16 protein-coding genes and 1 pseudogene are annotated in these 17406 nt (G+C 43.9%); 6 read left to right on the plus strand and 11 right to left on the minus strand.

Annotation, left to right across the window (positions count from 1 at the left end; all coding sequences use genetic code 11):
* The first annotated feature begins 102 nt into the window (after positions 1-102).
* The 4 genes from AB4517_RS08480 (at position 103) to phaC (ending at position 4461) form a co-directional block, all read left to right on the plus strand.
* The gene (locus AB4517_RS08480; RefSeq protein WP_017062618.1) at positions 103-843 is read left to right on the plus strand and encodes an SDR family oxidoreductase; all 741 of its coding nucleotides are present in this window, start codon (positions 103-105) and stop codon (positions 841-843) included.
* 26 nt (positions 844-869) lie between these two features.
* Positions 870-2081: an acetyl-CoA C-acetyltransferase gene (locus tag AB4517_RS08485; protein ID WP_102320772.1), complete on the plus strand. Its 1212-nt coding sequence runs from the start codon at positions 870-872 to the stop codon at positions 2079-2081.
* Between the two features lie 130 nt (positions 2082-2211).
* Complete coding sequence (locus AB4517_RS08490; protein WP_017062616.1) at positions 2212-2559, plus strand: phasin family protein; 348 nt, start codon at positions 2212-2214, stop codon at positions 2557-2559.
* A gap of 75 nt (positions 2560-2634) precedes the next feature.
* Positions 2635-4461, plus strand: a complete 1827-nt coding sequence (gene phaC / locus AB4517_RS08495; RefSeq protein ID WP_372148200.1) for a class I poly(R)-hydroxyalkanoic acid synthase — start codon at positions 2635-2637, stop codon at positions 4459-4461.
* A 127-nt stretch (positions 4462-4588) separates the two neighbouring features.
* Here phaC and AB4517_RS08500 read toward each other — a convergent pair whose 3' ends face one another.
* The 6 genes from AB4517_RS08500 to napF all read right to left on the minus strand — a co-directional run bounded on the left by AB4517_RS08500 (position 4589) and on the right by napF (position 9230).
* Positions 4589-4726, minus strand: coding sequence for a TIGR02808 family protein (locus AB4517_RS08500; RefSeq protein ID WP_010430103.1), 138 nt, complete (start codon positions 4724-4726; stop codon positions 4589-4591).
* 11 nt (positions 4727-4737) lie between these two features.
* Positions 4738-5319 (minus strand): NapC/NirT family cytochrome c, encoded by a 582-nt coding sequence (locus AB4517_RS08505; protein WP_009845456.1) that lies wholly within the window; start codon positions 5317-5319, stop codon positions 4738-4740.
* Positions 5320-5348: 29 nt separating this feature from the next.
* Positions 5349-5810, minus strand: coding sequence for a nitrate reductase cytochrome c-type subunit (locus AB4517_RS08510; RefSeq protein WP_017062614.1), 462 nt, complete (start codon positions 5808-5810; stop codon positions 5349-5351).
* A 125-nt stretch (positions 5811-5935) separates the two neighbouring features.
* Positions 5936-8425, minus strand: a complete 2490-nt coding sequence (napA, locus tag AB4517_RS08515; protein ID WP_017062613.1) for a periplasmic nitrate reductase subunit alpha — start codon at positions 8423-8425, stop codon at positions 5936-5938.
* A complete protein-coding gene (locus tag AB4517_RS08520; RefSeq protein ID WP_008219286.1) occupies positions 8422-8727 on the minus strand; it encodes a chaperone NapD in 306 nt (101 codons plus the stop codon). Before AB4517_RS08520 ends, napA begins: the two co-directional genes overlap by 4 nt.
* A gap of 23 nt (positions 8728-8750) precedes the next feature.
* On the minus strand, positions 8751-9230 hold the full coding sequence (gene napF / locus AB4517_RS08525; protein ID WP_017062611.1) for a ferredoxin-type protein NapF: 480 nt from the start codon (positions 9228-9230) through the stop codon (positions 8751-8753).
* Between the two features lie 253 nt (positions 9231-9483).
* Between napF and narQ the strand changes: the two genes are divergently transcribed.
* Together narQ and AB4517_RS08535 are read left to right on the plus strand one after the other, a co-directional pair.
* Entirely contained in the window at positions 9484-11214 is a 1731-nt protein-coding gene (gene narQ, locus AB4517_RS08530; protein ID WP_136974740.1) for a nitrate/nitrite two-component system sensor histidine kinase NarQ, read from the plus strand.
* Positions 11201-11833, plus strand: a complete 633-nt coding sequence (locus tag AB4517_RS08535; RefSeq protein WP_017062609.1) for a response regulator — start codon at positions 11201-11203, stop codon at positions 11831-11833. The genes narQ and AB4517_RS08535 overlap by 14 nt, the downstream gene beginning before the upstream one ends.
* A 200-nt stretch (positions 11834-12033) precedes the next feature.
* Here AB4517_RS08535 and dcuC read toward each other — a convergent pair whose 3' ends face one another.
* The 5 genes and pseudogenes from dcuC to AB4517_RS08560 all read right to left on the minus strand — a co-directional run bounded on the left by dcuC (position 12034) and on the right by AB4517_RS08560 (position 17273).
* A complete protein-coding gene (dcuC, locus tag AB4517_RS08540; protein ID WP_009845449.1) occupies positions 12034-13401 on the minus strand; it encodes an anaerobic C4-dicarboxylate transporter DcuC in 1368 nt (455 codons plus the stop codon).
* A gap of 466 nt (positions 13402-13867) precedes the next feature.
* Positions 13868-14038, minus strand: coding sequence for a hypothetical protein (locus AB4517_RS08545; protein ID WP_372136577.1), 171 nt, complete (start codon positions 14036-14038; stop codon positions 13868-13870).
* A gap of 122 nt (positions 14039-14160) precedes the next feature.
* On the minus strand, positions 14161-15072 hold the full coding sequence (locus AB4517_RS08550) for a 2OG-Fe(II) oxygenase (protein ID WP_372148201.1): 912 nt from the start codon (positions 15070-15072) through the stop codon (positions 14161-14163).
* A gap of 313 nt (positions 15073-15385) precedes the next feature.
* A complete protein-coding gene (locus AB4517_RS08555; RefSeq protein ID WP_372148202.1) occupies positions 15386-16402 on the minus strand; it encodes a polysaccharide lyase family 7 protein in 1017 nt (338 codons plus the stop codon).
* Between the two features lie 185 nt (positions 16403-16587).
* A pseudogene (locus tag AB4517_RS08560) lies at positions 16588-17273 on the minus strand (DUF481 domain-containing protein).
* Positions 17274-17406: the final 133 nt, after the last annotated feature.

The raw sequence follows: 17406 nt of genomic DNA on the forward strand, positions 1-17406 counted from the left end.
GTAGGGTTTAATTAAAGCAAAACGTAAAGTTTAATTATCAGCTAAGACATTATCTTATTAACATCATTGTTATTTAATTGCTTGTAAGGGATGGAACCATTAATGAAAAAGCTTGCTTTAATTACAGGGTCAAAAGGCGGTATCGGCTCAGCAATTTCCTCTAAATTAGTTGCAGACGGCTATCGTGTTATCGCGACTTATTTTACTGGAAATTACCAATGTGCCTTGGATTGGTTTAACGAAAAACAATTCACCGAAGATCAAGTGAGATTGTTTGAATTAGATGTTACCAATACTGCGGAATGTGCGCTGAGCTTAAGCAAGTTGTTAGAAGAAGAAGGCACGGTGGATGTACTAGTCAATAACGCAGGTATTACACGTGATAGCGTCTTTAAAAAGATGGATGCCGAAGCGTGGAAAGACGTGATTGAAACAAACCTAAACAGTCTGTTCAACGTGACTCAACCTTTGTTCGCTCCTATGTGTGAAAAGGGTAACTGCCGTGTCATCAACATCTCTTCCGTCAATGGTCTTAAAGGTCAATTTGGACAGACTAACTACTCAGCAGCGAAAGCTGGAATGATTGGTTTTTCTAAAGCTTTGGCTGCAGAAGGCGCTCGTAGCGGCGTAACCGTGAACGTGATTGCCCCTGGCTACACAGCAACTCCTATGGTTGAGCAAATGAAGCCTGAAGTACTGGATTCAATCAAGAACCAAATTCCGATGAAACGCTTAGCAACACCTGTTGAAATTGCAGACGCAGTGGGCTTTTTAGCGAGTGAATCTGGCGCGTACATTACAGGCGAAACATTGTCTGTGAATGGCGGCTTGTACATGCAGTAATTGGCGAAACTGAAGGGGTTGGAATGATGGAAAAAGTATTTATTGTTGCGGCTAAGCGCACTCCTATTGGTGCATTTACCGGGTCGCTAAAAAACGTATCTGCGGGTGAACTGGCTGGCGTTGCGATCAAAGGTGCACTTGAGTCTGTCGATCTTTCGTTAGATGCGATTGATGAAGTAATCGTCGGCAACGTGATTTCGGCAGGTCAAGGCATGGGGGTTGCTCGTCAGGCTTCCATCTATGCAGGGCTTCCTGAGGAAACACCAGCATACGGCGTGAACATGATTTGCGGCAGCGGAATGAAATCAGTGATGGACGCAGCGGCGCACATCAAAGCACAAGATGCTGAAGTGGTTATTGCTGCTGGCGTTGAAGTGATGTCACAAATTCCTTTTGTGGTACCAGCGAGCGTTCGTAATGGTCACAAAATGGGTGACATCTCAATGAAAGACTTACTGGTTGGTGATGGCTTAACCGATGCGTTTAATCACTACCACATGGGCATGACCGCTGAAAATATCGCGAACACGTTGAATATTTCGCGCCTAGCTCAAGATAACTATGCCTTAGAAAGCCAACAAAAAGCCGTTGCTGCGATAGAGGCGGGTAAGTTTAACGAGCAAATCGTGCCTGTAGAAGTTAAGCAGCGCAGACAAACCGTCACTTTTGATACCGATGAGTATCCGAAGTCAGACGCGACATTCGAAGGTCTGCAAAAGCTTCGTCCAGCTTTTGACCGTGAAGGGTCTGTTACGGCAGGTAACGCTTCGGGCATCAATGATGGCGCGAGTGCAATCATCTTAGCCTCAGAGAGTGCAGTAGCGAAATACGGACTGACACCACTGGTAGAGCTAACGAGCTACGCACAGTCTGGATTAGATCCAAAGATTATGGGTTTAGGCCCAGTAGAAGCCGTTTCTAAAACGCTTGATAAGGCGAATCTCACTCTAGAAGAAGTAGATTTGTTTGAATTGAATGAAGCGTTTGCAGCACAAGCTCTTGGCGTAATGTACCAATTGTCAGAGCAGCATGACTTACCGCTTGATGAGTTCAAGCCAAAGGTCAATGTGAATGGTGGTGCAATCGCGCTTGGCCATCCTTTAGGTGCTTCAGGCAATCGAATTATTGTTGCACTCATCCATGAAATGCTTGAACAGAAAACGACTTATGGCGTTGCTTCACTCTGTGTGGGTGGGGGAATGGGAACCGCTGTTTTGCTAAAAGGTATTGAAGGTTAGAGCCTGATATATCGGTAGCAAGCTTAAATATCGGATCAGCTTTTCAAAGCATCGCGAGTTAATCGATGAGCGTTGGCTGAAACGATAGTGACACAAATTTATTAAACTATGTATTCATCAGGAGTTACTTATGTACACGGATATTTTCAAAACAATTACTGACCAAACTGAAAAGCAATTTGAACCGTACTTAAAGTTCAACAAGTTGGTTGCAAAGAACGTCCAAACGATGACAGAACTGCAAATGAATGCAATGCAGACTTACACGAACATGGGTCTTGCGCAAATGAAAGCAGTGACTGAAATCAAAGACGTGACTAGCCTAACGGCGTTCAACAGCCAGCAACTAGCAGCGCTAACTCAATTGTCTCAACAGATGATGAGTGATAGCTCAAAAATGCAAGCTGCTGCAAAAGAGTTCAAAGAAGATGTTGAAACACTAACAACTGAAAACTTGAAAACAGTTACACCTGCATAAATAAAATCGCCATCGAGTCAGCACAGTGTTTACTGTGAGGCTCGGTGGCGATTTTCCGATTATTGGAGTCATGTTATGTTTCAACACTTCTTTTCGGACTACCTTGTTAAACTTCAACAAACAAACCAGCAATGGTGGGAAAACTTTGAACAAAACAAGGAAGCCGCGCAATCTCCCCTAAATCAAGCGATGCAAGAGTTGAATTTTGATGATGCGTCAAAAATCTTCGAGCAAGCCGCTAACCAACCCGCCGTTCTCCTTCAGTTACAATCCCAGTGGTGGGAACAGCAACTTAAGATTTGGCAAAATGCCGCACTGATGGGTAATACCGAAAGCGTCATTACTGAAGAGCGCAGTGATAAACGCTTTATTGATGAAGCGTGGAAAAATGACCCGTTTTACAGCTTTATCAAGCAGTCTTATTTGTTATTCAGCAAAAGCTATATAGACACCATTAATTCAATCGAAGGCATAGACGAGAAAACCAAGGAACGTGTGGCGTTCTTTTCACGTCAGGCTATCAATGCTCTTTCTCCTAGTAACTTCATTGCGACTAACCCAGAGTTGATGAAGCTAACGCTTGAGCGCAATGGTGAGAACTTGCTAGATGGGCTAGAGCAGCTACAAGTTGACGTTGAAGCGAGCGCGGATATCCTCAAGATCCGTATGACCAACAATAATGCCTTCCGATTAGGTGTTGATGTTGCGAACACGGAAGGTGATGTCGTTTTTCAAAATGATCTGTTCGAGCTTATTCAATACTACCCAAAAACACCTCAGGTGAACGCCACGCCTTTGTTGATCGTTCCTCCATTCATCAATAAGTACTACATTCTCGACCTTCGTGAAAAGAACTCAATGGTTCGTTGGTTGCTTGAGCAAGGGCACAGCGTCTTCATGATGTCTTGGCGCAACCCAGGTGAAGCGCAAAAAGACTTAGAGTTCGGTGACTATGTCACGGAAGGCGTAGCGAAAGCCGTGACGGCAATTGAAGATATCACGGGTAAAGAGCAAATCAATGCTGCAGGTTACTGCATTGGTGGTACTGTTCTCGCTTCAACGGTCGCTTACTATGCTGCTAAAAGAATGAAGAAACGCATTAAAACTGCGACCTTTTTTACGACTCTATTAGACTTCTCTCAGCCGGGAGAGGTTGGCGCATATATCAATGAAACGATCATTAACGCCATTGAGAAACAGAACGATGCTAAAGGATTCATGGATGGTCGTTCATTAAGCGTGACATTCAGTTTGCTTCGTGAAAACAGCCTGTACTGGAACTACTACATTGATAACTACCTAAAAGGCAGCAGCCCAATGGAGTTTGATCTGTTGTACTGGAACAGTGACAGCACTAACGTTGCAGCTAAATGCCATAATTTCTTGCTGCGTGAGCTTTACCTTGAGAATAAACTTGTTCAAGACAAAGGCGTGAAAGTAGGCGGTGTCTGGATTGATCTCAATAAGATAAAAATACCAAGCTACTTCATTTCAGCGAAAGAAGATCATATCGCGCTTTGGCAGGGGACTTACCGTGGTGCCTTGAATACCGGTGGCAACAAGACGTTCGTGCTTGGTGAATCTGGTCATATCGCGGGTATTGTTAACCATCCAGATAAGAAGAAGTACGGGTTCTGGCTGAATGACAACCTAGACGACTCGGCGGATGAGTGGCTAACTAATGCGACTCATAATGAGGGGTCTTGGTGGACACACTGGAATCAGTGGCTACAAGGTTTTGAAACTGACGAAAAAATCGAACCTTTCAATCAAGGCTCAGAGCTTAATCCTGTGATTGGCAAAGCGCCAGGCAACTATGTAAAACAGGTGCTGCCGATTGTCGATCAAGAGCAGGTTGATAAAGAGACCGCAGAGAAAGAAGCGCCAGAAAACGAAGCTTAGGGCGTTAAGTCACATTCAATTATAAAGATACACAACGTCAGATAATAAAAAAGCCACTGAAATCAGTGGCTTTTTCGTATCAACTCATATCAGAATTATCTGGTAGAAGTTGATGGAATCTCGATTGTTAATCGATTTCTTTGTCTTTACCCATAGATAAAATCCAAAGAGATACGGCTGCAACACCTGCAAAGCCACCAAGAATGATAACTGGCATAGCGCTGTAACCTAGGATGTGCCAAATTACGCTTTCTAAAGTACTCATTCAATCGCTCCTTATTGCCAGCCTTCAACGCCGTGCATGTCTGGTAGTTTGTGTGCAATACCTTTGTGACAGTCTACACACGTTTTTTCACCAGAAGCTAGCGCAGTCGAGTGTTGTTTCGCACTACGGGGGCTCTGCTCTGAGAAGTCCATGTAATCGAACTGGTGACAGTTACGACACTCAAGTGAATCGTTCTTCTTCAATCGAGCCCATTCGCGTTCCGCTAGGTGAGCACGACGTGCTTTGAACTTTTCTTCAGTATTGATGGTTTTCGCAATAAAGTGTGCGTATAGCTCTTTAGATGCTTGAACCTTACGAACAATTTTATCTGTCCATTCATGAGGAACGTGACAGTCTGAACAGATAGCACGAACACCAGAACGGTTAGAGTAGTGAATTGTCTCTTGGATTTCAGCAACGATAGGTGCGTGACAGCCAGAACAGAATTCTTCCGTGTTGGTTGCCTCCATACCCGTGTTGAATGCACCCCAGAACAAAAGACCACCCGAGAAACCCAAGAACAAAACAACGCCTACGGCTGCTTTGCTTGGTGTCGCAAGTCTTTTCCAAAACGCTTTAAGTAATTTTATCATATATAGCCTCTCTTACAGTCCGGCTACGATTAACGCAGTGAATCTACAGGTTTGAACTCGTTCTCAACTAGTGGCTTAGCATTAGCTTGAGGTACGTGACACTGTAGACAGAAGTAACGACGAGGTGATACGTCTGCAAGTACCGCATCTTCACGGTTCATGTAGTGAGTTACACTCACTTTAGTAGCACCCATTTCTTTTGCGTTTTTCCAGCTGTGGCAAGAAAGACACTTGTTAGCGTTAAGAGAAACTTCATAGCTACGAATAGTATGAGGCACTAGAGGTGGTTGGTATACGTAGTCACTCTCAAGTACTTGGTCACGAGGGAACTTTTTGAAGTCATCTGCTGCGCGAGTTGCTTCAAGTTCACTTGCACCACGTAGAGATTCTACGCCACCAATGCCGCCTGGGTTATCCAGTTCAGCTTCAGCTTGAACTGCACCAGCTAGCAAAAGACCAGCTGATAGTAGGGCAGTAATCAGTTTTTTCATGGTTAATTTCTCCGCCTAAAGGCTAATTCTTTGAGTGGACTACTTCTTTCAAAAAGTAACGAAAAAAGCAGTCGCAATATTAAAAACGTCAGATCTACGAGCTAAGTGGTAAGAACATATTGTCCTTAAGCGACCTTAGTGATCTTAACTGGACACTTCTTGTAATCCGTCTGTTTAGACAGAGGATCCGTTGCATCCAAGATCAACTTGTTGATCAGAATTCTTGCATCAAAGAATGGTACGAATACCAAGCCTTGTGGTGGACGGTTACGACCACGAGTTTCAACACGAACGCGTACTTCACCACGTTTGTTTTCGATAAGAACTTCATCACCACGGCGAAGACCACGAGCTTTAGCATCAGCAGGGTGGATGTAACAAAGTGCATCCGGTACTGCTTTGTAAAGTTCTGGTACACGACGAGTCATAGTACCTGTGTGCCAGTGCTCAAGAACACGACCTGTACATAGCCACATATCGTATTCATCGTTTGGTACTTCAGGTGGCGCTTCGTATGGTGCATTGATGATCAGTGCTTTACCATCTGGTTTGCCGTAGAAGTCCCAATCAGAACCTTTCTTAGCATATGGATCTGAACCTTCTTTAAAGCGCCATAGTGTCTCTTTACCGTCAACAACAGGCCAACGTAGACCACGAACTTGGTGGTAGCGATCGTATGGTGCTAAATCGTGACCGTGGCCGCGACCAAAGGCTGCGTATTCTTCGAATAGACCTTTTTGAACGTAGAAACCTTGAGCTTGTGCATCGTCGTTAAGCTCTTGAGCTTCAGACAGTGGGAATGCATCAACGTTGCCGTTTTTGTAAAGCACGTCGTACATGGTTTTGCCACGGTACTCAGGCATTTTCGCAACCAGTTCTTCACCCCAAACTTCTTCAATAGTGAAGCGCTTAGAGAATTCCATGATTTGCCATAGGTCAGACTTAGCTTCACCTACAGTTTTCACTTGTTGGTACCATGCTTGTGTACGACGCTCTGCGTTACCGTAAGCGCCTTCTTTCTCAATCCACATTGCTGTTGGAAGGATGAGGTCAGCCGCTTGAGCTGTTGCCGTTGGGTACGGGTCAGAACATACAATGAAGTTATCTGGGTTACGGTAACCTGGCAGACGTTCAGTGTTGATGTTTGGACCCGCTTGCATGTTGTTGTTACACATTACCCAGTAAGCGTTGATTTTACCGTCTTTCAACATACGGTCTTGAAGAACAGCGTGAGCGCCGGGTACCGGTGGAATGGTGCCTTCTGGAAGTTTCCAGATATCTTCTGCAATTTTACGGTGTTTAGGGTTAGCAACCACCATATCGGCAGGTAAACGGTGAGCGAATGTACCAACTTCACGCGCTGTACCACACGCTGACGGTTGGCCAGTTAGTGAGAATGGGCTGTTACCTGGAGTAGAAATCTTACCTGTAAGAAGGTGGATGTTGTACACAAGGCTGTTCATCCATACGCCACGAGTATGTTGGTTCATACCCATAGTCCAAAGTGACATTACTTTGATGTTTGGATCGGCATATTGCTTAGCCAGCTTGATAAGGTCTTCTTGAGATACACCTGACATTTCAGACGCTTTCTCAACTGTGTATTCAGCAACAGACGCTTTGTAGTCTTCGAAAGAGATAGCAGTCATTTCGCCTGAGTTAGGGTTTGCGGCTGCTTTCTGTAGTGGATCATCGTCGCGCAGACCGTAACCGATGTCTGTCGTTGCTTGCTTGAAGTTCGTGTGCTTGTTCACGAAGTCCCAGTTAACCGCATCGTTTTGGATGATGTAGTTTGCGATGAAGTTTGCGATCGCAAGGTCAGACTGAGGGTTGAAGATGTAACCCGTGTCTGCAAGCTCGAAAGAACGGTGGTAGTAAGTAGACAGTACGTTTACTTTAACGTGTGGGTGGCTTAGACGACGGTCTGTAATACGAGTCCATAGTACTGGGTGCATTTCTGCCATGTTTGAACCCCACAGTACGAATGCGTCTGCGTGTTCAAAGTCATCGTAACAACCCATTGGCTCATCAATACCGAAAGTGCGCATGAAGCCTACTACAGCAGAAGCCATACAGTGACGAGCGTTTGGATCTATGTTGTTTGAACGGAAACCCGCTTTCATCATCTTAACGGCTGCGTAGCCTTCCATTACTGTCCATTGGCCTGAACCGAACATACCAACACCTGTTGGACCGTTCTTCTTCAGTGAAGCTTTCCATTTCTCAGCCATCACGTCGAACGCTTTGTCCCAAGATACGGGTGCGAAATCACCATCTTTATGGAACTCGCCATCTTTCATACGAAGAAGAGGTTGTTCTAGACGGTCTTTGCCGTACATGATTTTTGAAAGGAAGTAGCCTTTGATACAGTTGAGGCCTTTGTTTACCGGTGCTTCTGGGTCACCTTGAGTCGCAACCACTTTGCCGTTTTGAGTACCTACTAGTACCGAACAGCCCGTACCACAAAAACGACAAGGCGCTTTATCCCACGTGATTTTTGTTTGATCAGAGCTAGCAATCAGGTTGGTTGCTGTTGCCGGTAGAGTTACACCTGCAACGGCTGCCGCTGATGCAGCTGCGTTTGCTTTCACAAACGCACGTCTTGTCATTTTCATACTTCACCCTCAAGTTGAGAATTGTTACTTCCAGTTTCTAAATCCGTTTCGTCGAGTCCAGTTTCGATTTGGTGATAAACCAAAGCTGTCCCCAAAACGTTCTTAATGTTGTTTATTGCTTCGATGGTGTCCGTTACAAAACCTTGGTTTTCAGTTTCTAGGACCACGATGATTTTGCCTTCAGGGCTATCTCCGTAGATTTCAGCGTTATCGAATTGCTCGATCTCCGCTTTGATCTCATTTAGATGCTCAGGGCTCACATGCACGACTAAACTTGATATATGCACTTCATTTAGTGCCATAAATTGCTCTCGTTATTTTTGTTTTATGCATTACTCACAAGAATAGCCGAAGTAGGGCAAATTGCTACGCAGGCCCCACAACCGCTACACTCATCTAACTCGATTTTTGGTAGAGCAACACTGCCTGCTCTAAGTTCAAATTGAATGGCCATAGGTTCACACATGTCACCACAGCTTCGGCATTCAACATTTTGTTGCGCTAAACACTTATCAGAGATTTGTGCTTTTGCTTGCCAAGGCTCTCCTTGCTTTGGCTTAAAAATGGGTTCGGGACAAACATCTGCACATTGATAGCAGAACGTACACTCATCAATAGAGAAATCTACAGTGGGAAAACCACCATCGCCTACAATGATTATCTTAGTCTCACAACTCTCGATGCATTTACCGCAGCGAGTACAGTCATCTGTAAAGCTTTCTAGGCTGTCAATCCAAGGCAAACGAATCTGGCTTGAGTCAACTTTTCGTCTTGAAAAAAGACGGCGTTTTGATAGATCTACCACTAGATACCTATAGATGTTACTAAGATGTTGTAATTGTAGGTCATTATTCTATTAATATCTTGTAATGAGTCCTCACAAGTAGTGTAGTTTTAGAAACAATTGTATAAATACCCCCTAAGGGCTAATTGGGGGCATATATTGTCTTAGATCAATAAATTACGGAGCGAGTGATCACATATTGAATGGAGCTATGATTTTTGATGTGTGACAATACGATATCGCTGGCAAGTCATTTATCAATAGGAAGGCACTTTTGCTTATAAAACCGGTTTCATCTGTAACAAGTACGATAGCAAAATCTTTGCTCTCTATACTGCTGTTGTCGGTTGCTACGACTGGCTTTGCCATCTTTACTTTGGCTTCAAGTTTGAATGATGCGGAAGCGGTTAACGTGGCCGGTTCAATGCGAATGCAAAGCTACCGTTTAGCCCATGATATTCAAATAGAATCTGTCGATTATGAATCTCATATTCGTGAATTCGAAAGTTCTCTTTACTCGCCATCCATGACTAATTTGGTCAGTTGGAATGTTCCGACAGACATCACAGAAGATTACTATTTAATTATCGGCCGTTGGCATGAGCTAAAACAGGTCTTGAATAGCGAAGAGCGCGATCACTATCTCGTGTTGGTTGAAAACTTCGTGGCTGAAATCGATGGCTTCGTTTATAAGCTGCAAGAGTTCTCTGAAGACAAGTTAATAAAGTTAGCGTGGGCTGGTGGTATCGGCCTTGGTGGGATTCTGGTCATATCTCTTTTTGTTGTTCACTTTGTACGTAAACAGGTTGTTAAACCGCTACATGCTCTTGTCGGTGCGAGCCAAAGAATCAAAAACAGCGACTTCGAGGTAGAACTCAAGGTGACCAGTAACAACGAAATGGGCATTTTGACCAAAACCTTCAACTCGATGGCCAAAGATTTAGGCGTGCTTTATCGAAACCTTGAAGATGTGGTGGATGCAAAGACGATTGAGCTGCAAAATGCGAACCAGTCGCTGCAGGCACTTTATAACTCGTCACAAGAGCTCACGGTGACGCGTATTGCTCCTGAAAACTTCCGAGCTATCTTGCAGCATCTCGTGAGCTTGGAAGGGATTGGATCACTGAGGCTCGAGATTGTCGATAACTCAGGCCGTTCATTGATTATGGATGAAGGTTACGATTCGAATTTAGACTACGAAAAGTTTGAGATGAAACTCGACGATAACGAACTTATTCTCGGCTATTTATACTGTTCATATCACCACGGGCACTCAACTAAAGCTCTGATCGAAAGCTTCATTCAACTGCTATCGAGAGCGATCTACTACAATCGTGCTCAAAAGAAAGCTGAACAGCTTATTATCATGGAAGAGCGTGCCACGATTGCACGTGAACTCCACGATTCATTGGCTCAATCACTGTCGTACTTGAAAATTCAAGTTACACTATTAAAGCGTGTGATTGGCAAACTGCCAGAGCAACAGCACCGAGAGCAATCTGAACAAATCGCGTCTGAGATCGGAAACGGCTTAGCCGACGCTTATACCCAGTTAAGAGAGCTACTCACCACATTTAGGTTGACCATTAAAGAGGGCAACTTTGGAGACGCCTTAAGTACCATGCTTGAGGCGCTCAGCGAGAGAACCGATGCGAAGATTAACCTCACTAATAATCTCTCATCGATCGAGCTTGATGCGCATAGTCAGGTTCACTTGCTTCAATTGATTCGTGAAGCAACAATAAATGCAATAAAACACGCCAATGCCGACTTGATAGATGTATGCTGTATCGATGAGGACGGTGAAGTATTAGTCGTGATAAAAGATAATGGAGATGGCTTTGACTCAAGTAGTTCCAAGGTGAACCACTACGGGATGAGCATTATGCATGAGCGTGCGGTAAGACTGAATGGCGACTTGACGATTGAAGCGGCGCAAGGTGAAGGCTGTACAGTCATATTGAAATATAAAAGTTTGAAGGAAGTTAAAGTTGACGATTTGTAAAGTAATGCTGGTTGATGATCATCCATTGATGCGCAGAGGTATAAGCCAATTACTGAGCTTTGAAGACGAATTCGAAGTGATTGCAGAAGCAAGTAACGGCACTGAAGCGGTTGCTCTTGCTCATGAAGAAGAACCTGATTTGATCCTTTTGGATCTCAATATGAAGGGCATGTCTGGTTTAGATACCTTGAAAGCACTTCGCACTGACGGTTCTAGCGCAAACATTGTTATTCTAACGGTTTCTGATAGCCCTGCAGACATTGAAGCGATTGTAAAAGCAGGCGCTGATGGCTACTTGTTGAAAGACACTGAACCCGATGAGTTAATTGAACTGCTTAAGCAAGCACACAGCGGTGACAAGGCTTACAGCAGTGTGGTTGCTCGTTACCTAAATGATGCTGGAAGCCGCAATGATATCTTCGAACAACTGACTGAACGTGAAATGCAGATCCTTCAAGAAGTCGCGAAAGGTTACCGTAATAAGCAGATCGCCGATCACCTGTTTATTTCTGAATCGACAGTTAAGGTACATATGAAAAGCTTGTTGAAAAAGCTGCAAGTGCCTTCCCGTACCGCTGCAACGGTTCTGTATCTAGAACGCTATGGTGAAATGAAGTAGGGCTTGTTCCTTTGAGATAACACTATTTCAAGCCTGACTGTTTATACATTTTGTACATGTCTCGATAGTTTTAACGATGTTGAGAAAGTGACATTAAAAAAGGCGCTGAACTTATTAAGTTCAGCGCCTTTTTGTTTACGCATTTTATATCAGTATTGGTGTTCGTTTGTTCTCGTTCTTTGAGATTAGAAACTTAAGGCTTAAGCCGCCATTGGAACTAATACAAGCGTACCGAAGATAACCGTGATAAGACCACAGATTACCGGTACAGACGTACGTTTTACGACTTCAAATGGGCTGATTTTACCCATACCAGAAGTCGCTACGATTACGCCAGATACTGGTGAAATTGTACGACCTAGGTTCGATGCTTGAAGCATTGGGATGATTAGGAACGCTGGGTTCAAGCCCATTTTCGCCGCTAATGATGGAGCCAGTTCTACGAATGCATAGAAAGGTGCATTACCTGAACCTGTCGCAATTGCCGCAGCAACCGTTAGACCTGTGAGGATAAGCATCAATGCGATGCCGCCTGCGCCTGCAGATTCGGCAAGACCTATTAGGTTATCAATTGCACCGATAGACATTAGACCTTGAGCAAATACGCCCGCCGCAACCAACAGCATTACCACGCCTTTGAACGCGTCAGCCATGCCTTGGTAGCAAGAGTCTAGATCTTCTAGTGTTTTCTCGCCGTCAAACTTCTTAACAACGTAATCGATAACTGCGCCTACGAAGATAGAACCTACCACAATAGTGTAGATATCAAGTGAAAGCCCTGGAATCGTACGACCGTTGAATAGGAAAACGCCGATGATAGGTAGGAATGGAAGTGCAGCGTAGAAAGCCGGCGCCGTTGTTTCGATTTCAGAAACGTCTACTTTTTCCATTGGTGTGTTTTCTTTCTTATCTAGGTATTTGTTCCAGAAGAAAGCCGCACCCGCCATCACGATGATCGCACAGATAGAAACAGGCAGTACCGTTTGAACAGCAAACACATCAAGAGACATGCCTGATTTTTCTGCCGCGATAACCACATCACCAGACGTTGGTGAAAGAATGATGGCTGCAGGTGACGCACAAACTGCAACTGCCGCTGGGCGAGAAATACCCATTGCCGTCATCATTGGGAATAGGGTTGCCATCAATAGCACACCAAGACCCGTTGCAGAACTTACTGCTAGAGACATCAGACACGCTACGATGTAAGCCGCAACAAGAAGTACATAGGGAGATTTGATCGCAGCAAGCGGTTTAGAGAACTGTTTCACTACCACGTTGTTAGCACCAATGTGCGTCATGTAAGAAGCAAAACCACAAAGAAGCATGATTTGCATGCCTAGGCCGCCCCCGCGGTACTGAAGCATGTATTTAACAAATTCTAGTGAGTCGGTAACCATGTTACCTGTTGAAGCTACCTTAGCTGGTAAGACTGTGTGACCAATAAGGCCGGTGATAAGAAGTAGGGCAAGGCCAGCAGTTAGTAATACACCCGCCGCTTTATAGCCTTTTACAATAAAGTAACCAACAGCAATAGTAATCACTAATCCGATCAAGAGCTCTAACATATAAATCTCCACAAAGTTTAAAAAATATAAGAAAGTGTTTCAGAATATGACAATGAATGTACAGAAAACTGCACTGTGGCACGAGGCATAGTTGAGGTTGATATGATCTAAGACAAACATTTTTTTCGATGTTAATTGTGGTTGTAAATCGTGAAAAACTACTGTTGTTTAGATGTTAATAAACAAATTTTGTGGCTTGTTAGAATATAACTTGGATCACCTTTGATTGTGAGGAGTTGCATACAAAGTTGTGGATTTATAAACCTATGACTTTTGGGGCCTAACGTACAAAAATAAAGAGAAATGTGTGCTTTTACATGATATCTGATTAGTTTATGAACTGAAGCCGACTGGGAACGGAAAGTTAAGTAGGCTTCAGCGAGGGTTGAATTGATGTGGAAATGCATAGGTCCTAACGTATTGGCTTAAGTACAGCTACTGACCGAAATAGTTGATAGTTAGCCGATTAGTTAATGTTCAATTCAGGATCTGCATTTGAGTAAGCAGGTAGGTCAGAACATATTACTTTTTTACAGAAGTGAATCATTCCGCGCTGAGTGACCAATAACAATTCATCATTATTTAATGGGATATAAGCCATGGCATCTGAAGAAAGCTCTACACCTTCACTGATCATAAACTCTCTCAATTGCGTGAAAAGCTAAGAGAGTTTGTATCATTTAACATGGTACGAAGCTGTCTAGAAATGTGCGAAGTTGTCTGGAACTTTGGATACTGCCTAGAACGGTACAAAACAGTCTAGAACGGAGCAAAATTGTCATGTACCACTGTTGGTACTGTCCAGCGTTGATGCGCATCTATAGGCTCTATTGCCGAGTTATGGTGTGGTATTTGTCCACGGTCGCCATACAACCACAATACCAAGTTCGAACGTTCACCACTTGTTATCGGCAGCGCCGCATGGGCAACGTTTCCTCGATGAATCATAGCGACACCAGGCGTGAATGTCGTTTCGTTCATCTTACCCGTAGCAGGGTCATAAAAGTTAAGTTCTGACCCTGAAAACTCTTCATCTGGCATATTTATATTAATGTTGAGCGTGACAGAAGACGCATCAGTATGCAGGCGTAAAGAGGTATCTTTGTTCGCTTGATACTGAATCGAGAACCCAAAAGTTTGCGTATCGTAACCCATGATTTCAGGGAACAGTAAGCGAGCGATAGGGCGCATGTAACTGTCGAGTAAATCTCGGTAAAACGCTTGGAAACTTGGCGCGGCTAAATAACCTTCAGATCGGCTGTCTAACATTGCTCCACCACGGTTAAGCACTATGCCATATGGTGGGCGAAGCGGGATTTGAGCATTCGAGACAGCTTCTAAGTAATCACGCAACTCAGCGAGACGTTCAGCATCAAAGAACTGGAACTTAAATACTCCAGGAGAGAGCTCTTCGAGTAAGTCTTTTACCGCGATTTCTTTCGTTGGATCTTGCCAAGCTTCTCTAACAGCTTCACGCAGGCGGGCATCTAACAGTGAATCATCGAAATCCAATTGGCTGCCTTCCGCACTTGCTTCCCATTCTTTCCAAGCCTCGCTGAACAAGCCCTTATTGTTGTCCCAAAACTGTTGTACAGAAGGAGCTCGTTGAAGCATCGCTTCTCGTGTCGGTAAATCGATGGCGCGTGCGCGCTCTAGTTGATTAGATAACATAATGTGTTCGCTCCTTTTGTTTGCTTGCAACCAATCTATTACACCAAGGTTTGTAGATAAACGGGGCGCTGGGCAAAACAGAATTAACGTTTTCTATATAATCAGCTAAAGGTGGGGTTACTTTTAAAAAGCTGTCAGTCTTTGCTTAGACGTGGTCATTTGAACAATGAACGCAAGGTTTGCTTAGCGAGTTGCGATGTCGTGGGCGCATCAGTGATAAAACAGCGTATGGATGAGATACCCACACGCCGTTTCAAGTATCAGTAGTGATTCGAGACACAACTGATGGGGTGACTTTCTATCTATGAGTAATCTATCTATGATCAATATTGATCTTCGAGAAGCTGACCGAGAATACTTGACCAGCAAACTCTCTTGACGGCTTTATTTGGGCGTAAAGACCGGCTTTAAAGTAGTACTCTTCCTCTAACCATGCTTTTGACAACGTAACCTTGTTGCCATCACGATCTTCTGTTTCTATGCCCCATGGTAAGAACTGTTCTGTTAATTCATTATCAATGAGTGTTGAAAGGTAAATACCTTGGTCATCAAGACGAATCGTGTAATCCCAATCCAGGTTTGCTGGTGCAACCCCTAGGTTGACACTGAATGGCTGACAGTCGCTACACATTTTGTTTCCTGGTAGAAATGAATCGTTCAGAACAACGCGTACCGGTTTGTTTTCACCATCCCACTGCAATTTGACCAGCGCTTGCTTAATGTCCTTGCCATGGATTTGACCAAGAACCACTTTAGGGTCGCTGCCTGTCACATCTTTATCCGGAAATTGGTCAACGCTTAACGTCGCTTTTAGTTCGTGTGTTCCGGTTACTGCCCAGTTTTGGTCTCTAGTGCTGCATCGATTTTCGGTATTGAACTTATACAATTCACGAAGTTCCGAACGAGCGTATTTTGTGTTTGCTGTTGTTGAAACTTGACCACCAAGATCAACGTTGAATTTTAGACGTTCTTCGCCATTAACAGACTCACGAGAGAACCAAGGAAGATGAGTGTCGTTGGTTAAGTACTCTTTACCATTACATTCTTGGGGGATGAGCTCGGCAGCGCTGCTACGGCCATTGTTGTAGTAATCGTCACCACTGACTGGAAGGGTGATTTTCCATTGCTCGATGTTCCAATTGCAATCGGTGCATGTTTTAAGCTCTGCTTGTTCGCTTTTAGCATTAGCTTCACAGCCAGCGAGTAATAATCCACTAGAGATAAACGCAGCAACTTTGAGGTATTTTAAAGGTTGTTGATAGTTGAACATAAAAATTTTTTGTAATACAAAAGGTGAGCAAACTTTATCGATAAACCATGAGGTTTTCATTGGCTAAAGAGCGGTTTTACATTTTGTTGACAGAGCTTTGAGCTACCGATCCCAAAAACACATCTCAATACAATTTTTCTAGTTATGGAGCTAGAGTCAATAGGTTGGTTTTCTTATACGGCTTAGTAATGATTCTCTGAACGATCATGCAAATCCTTTTGCATGTTCGATGGGGGATGCGTTGTTTAGAAATCGTAGTTGAGGTTCATTGAGCTGTAGATTTCGGCGTTACTTTGGTCTGATGCGTCAGTGGTGTTGTAGATGTATTCGGTATCAAAAGTTAGCGCCAAATTGCCTATCAAGATGTTCTTTAGATAGCCTTTAAGATTGTAATTGGTGTTCTCTTCACCGTAAGCCATGTTAGCGGTTGCCCCGATAGAAAACGTCTCTGTGAGCGTCAGAGAGCCATCAACACTGGCATTCACGATCAGCTCATAGTTCTCTTTGTTCGGGAACTCTTCATCGGAGGATTGGCGTTGACTGATTCGGTAACCCGGACCCGCAGAGCCTTGAAGTTTGATTCTTTCAGTATCATAAAAGTGGCGACCCAATCCTGTAGCCGTTATAAATTGCTTACGATAAGTACCAAAGTGGTTGTGTTCAAAACGTGTTGTCGCGACCAAATAGGTGACTTCGTTCAAGTCATAGCTGATGCCATAGTTGGTGGTATAGCGATTGGTGCCGTCTTCATCGTTTTCAGCATCGGTATAGTAGGTATCAAACTGAACTCGTTGGCCCCAGTTCTCTTTTTGTATCCAACAGAGATTCCAGAGTTGATCGACAAAGACGAACTGGTGTTTTGCGAGTAGATCAGGGCAAGATCATGAAAAACCCATATGGAATAAGGGGTAGCGTGAAGTGATGTTTCCACTAACTTGTACACTGAAGTCACAACAAATTCAATACATTCAAGATCGATTTGATGATCAGATTTAGGTGTGGTCATATACTGTTTTTTAACAGCAGATATTTAGCCATAATGAATGGATTAAGCCTTTTGGACC

The sequence above is a fragment of the Vibrio sp. 10N.222.52.C3 genome, from assembly GCF_041474195.1.
Taxonomy (GTDB): Bacteria; Pseudomonadota; Gammaproteobacteria; order Enterobacterales; family Vibrionaceae; genus Vibrio; species Vibrio crassostreae_C.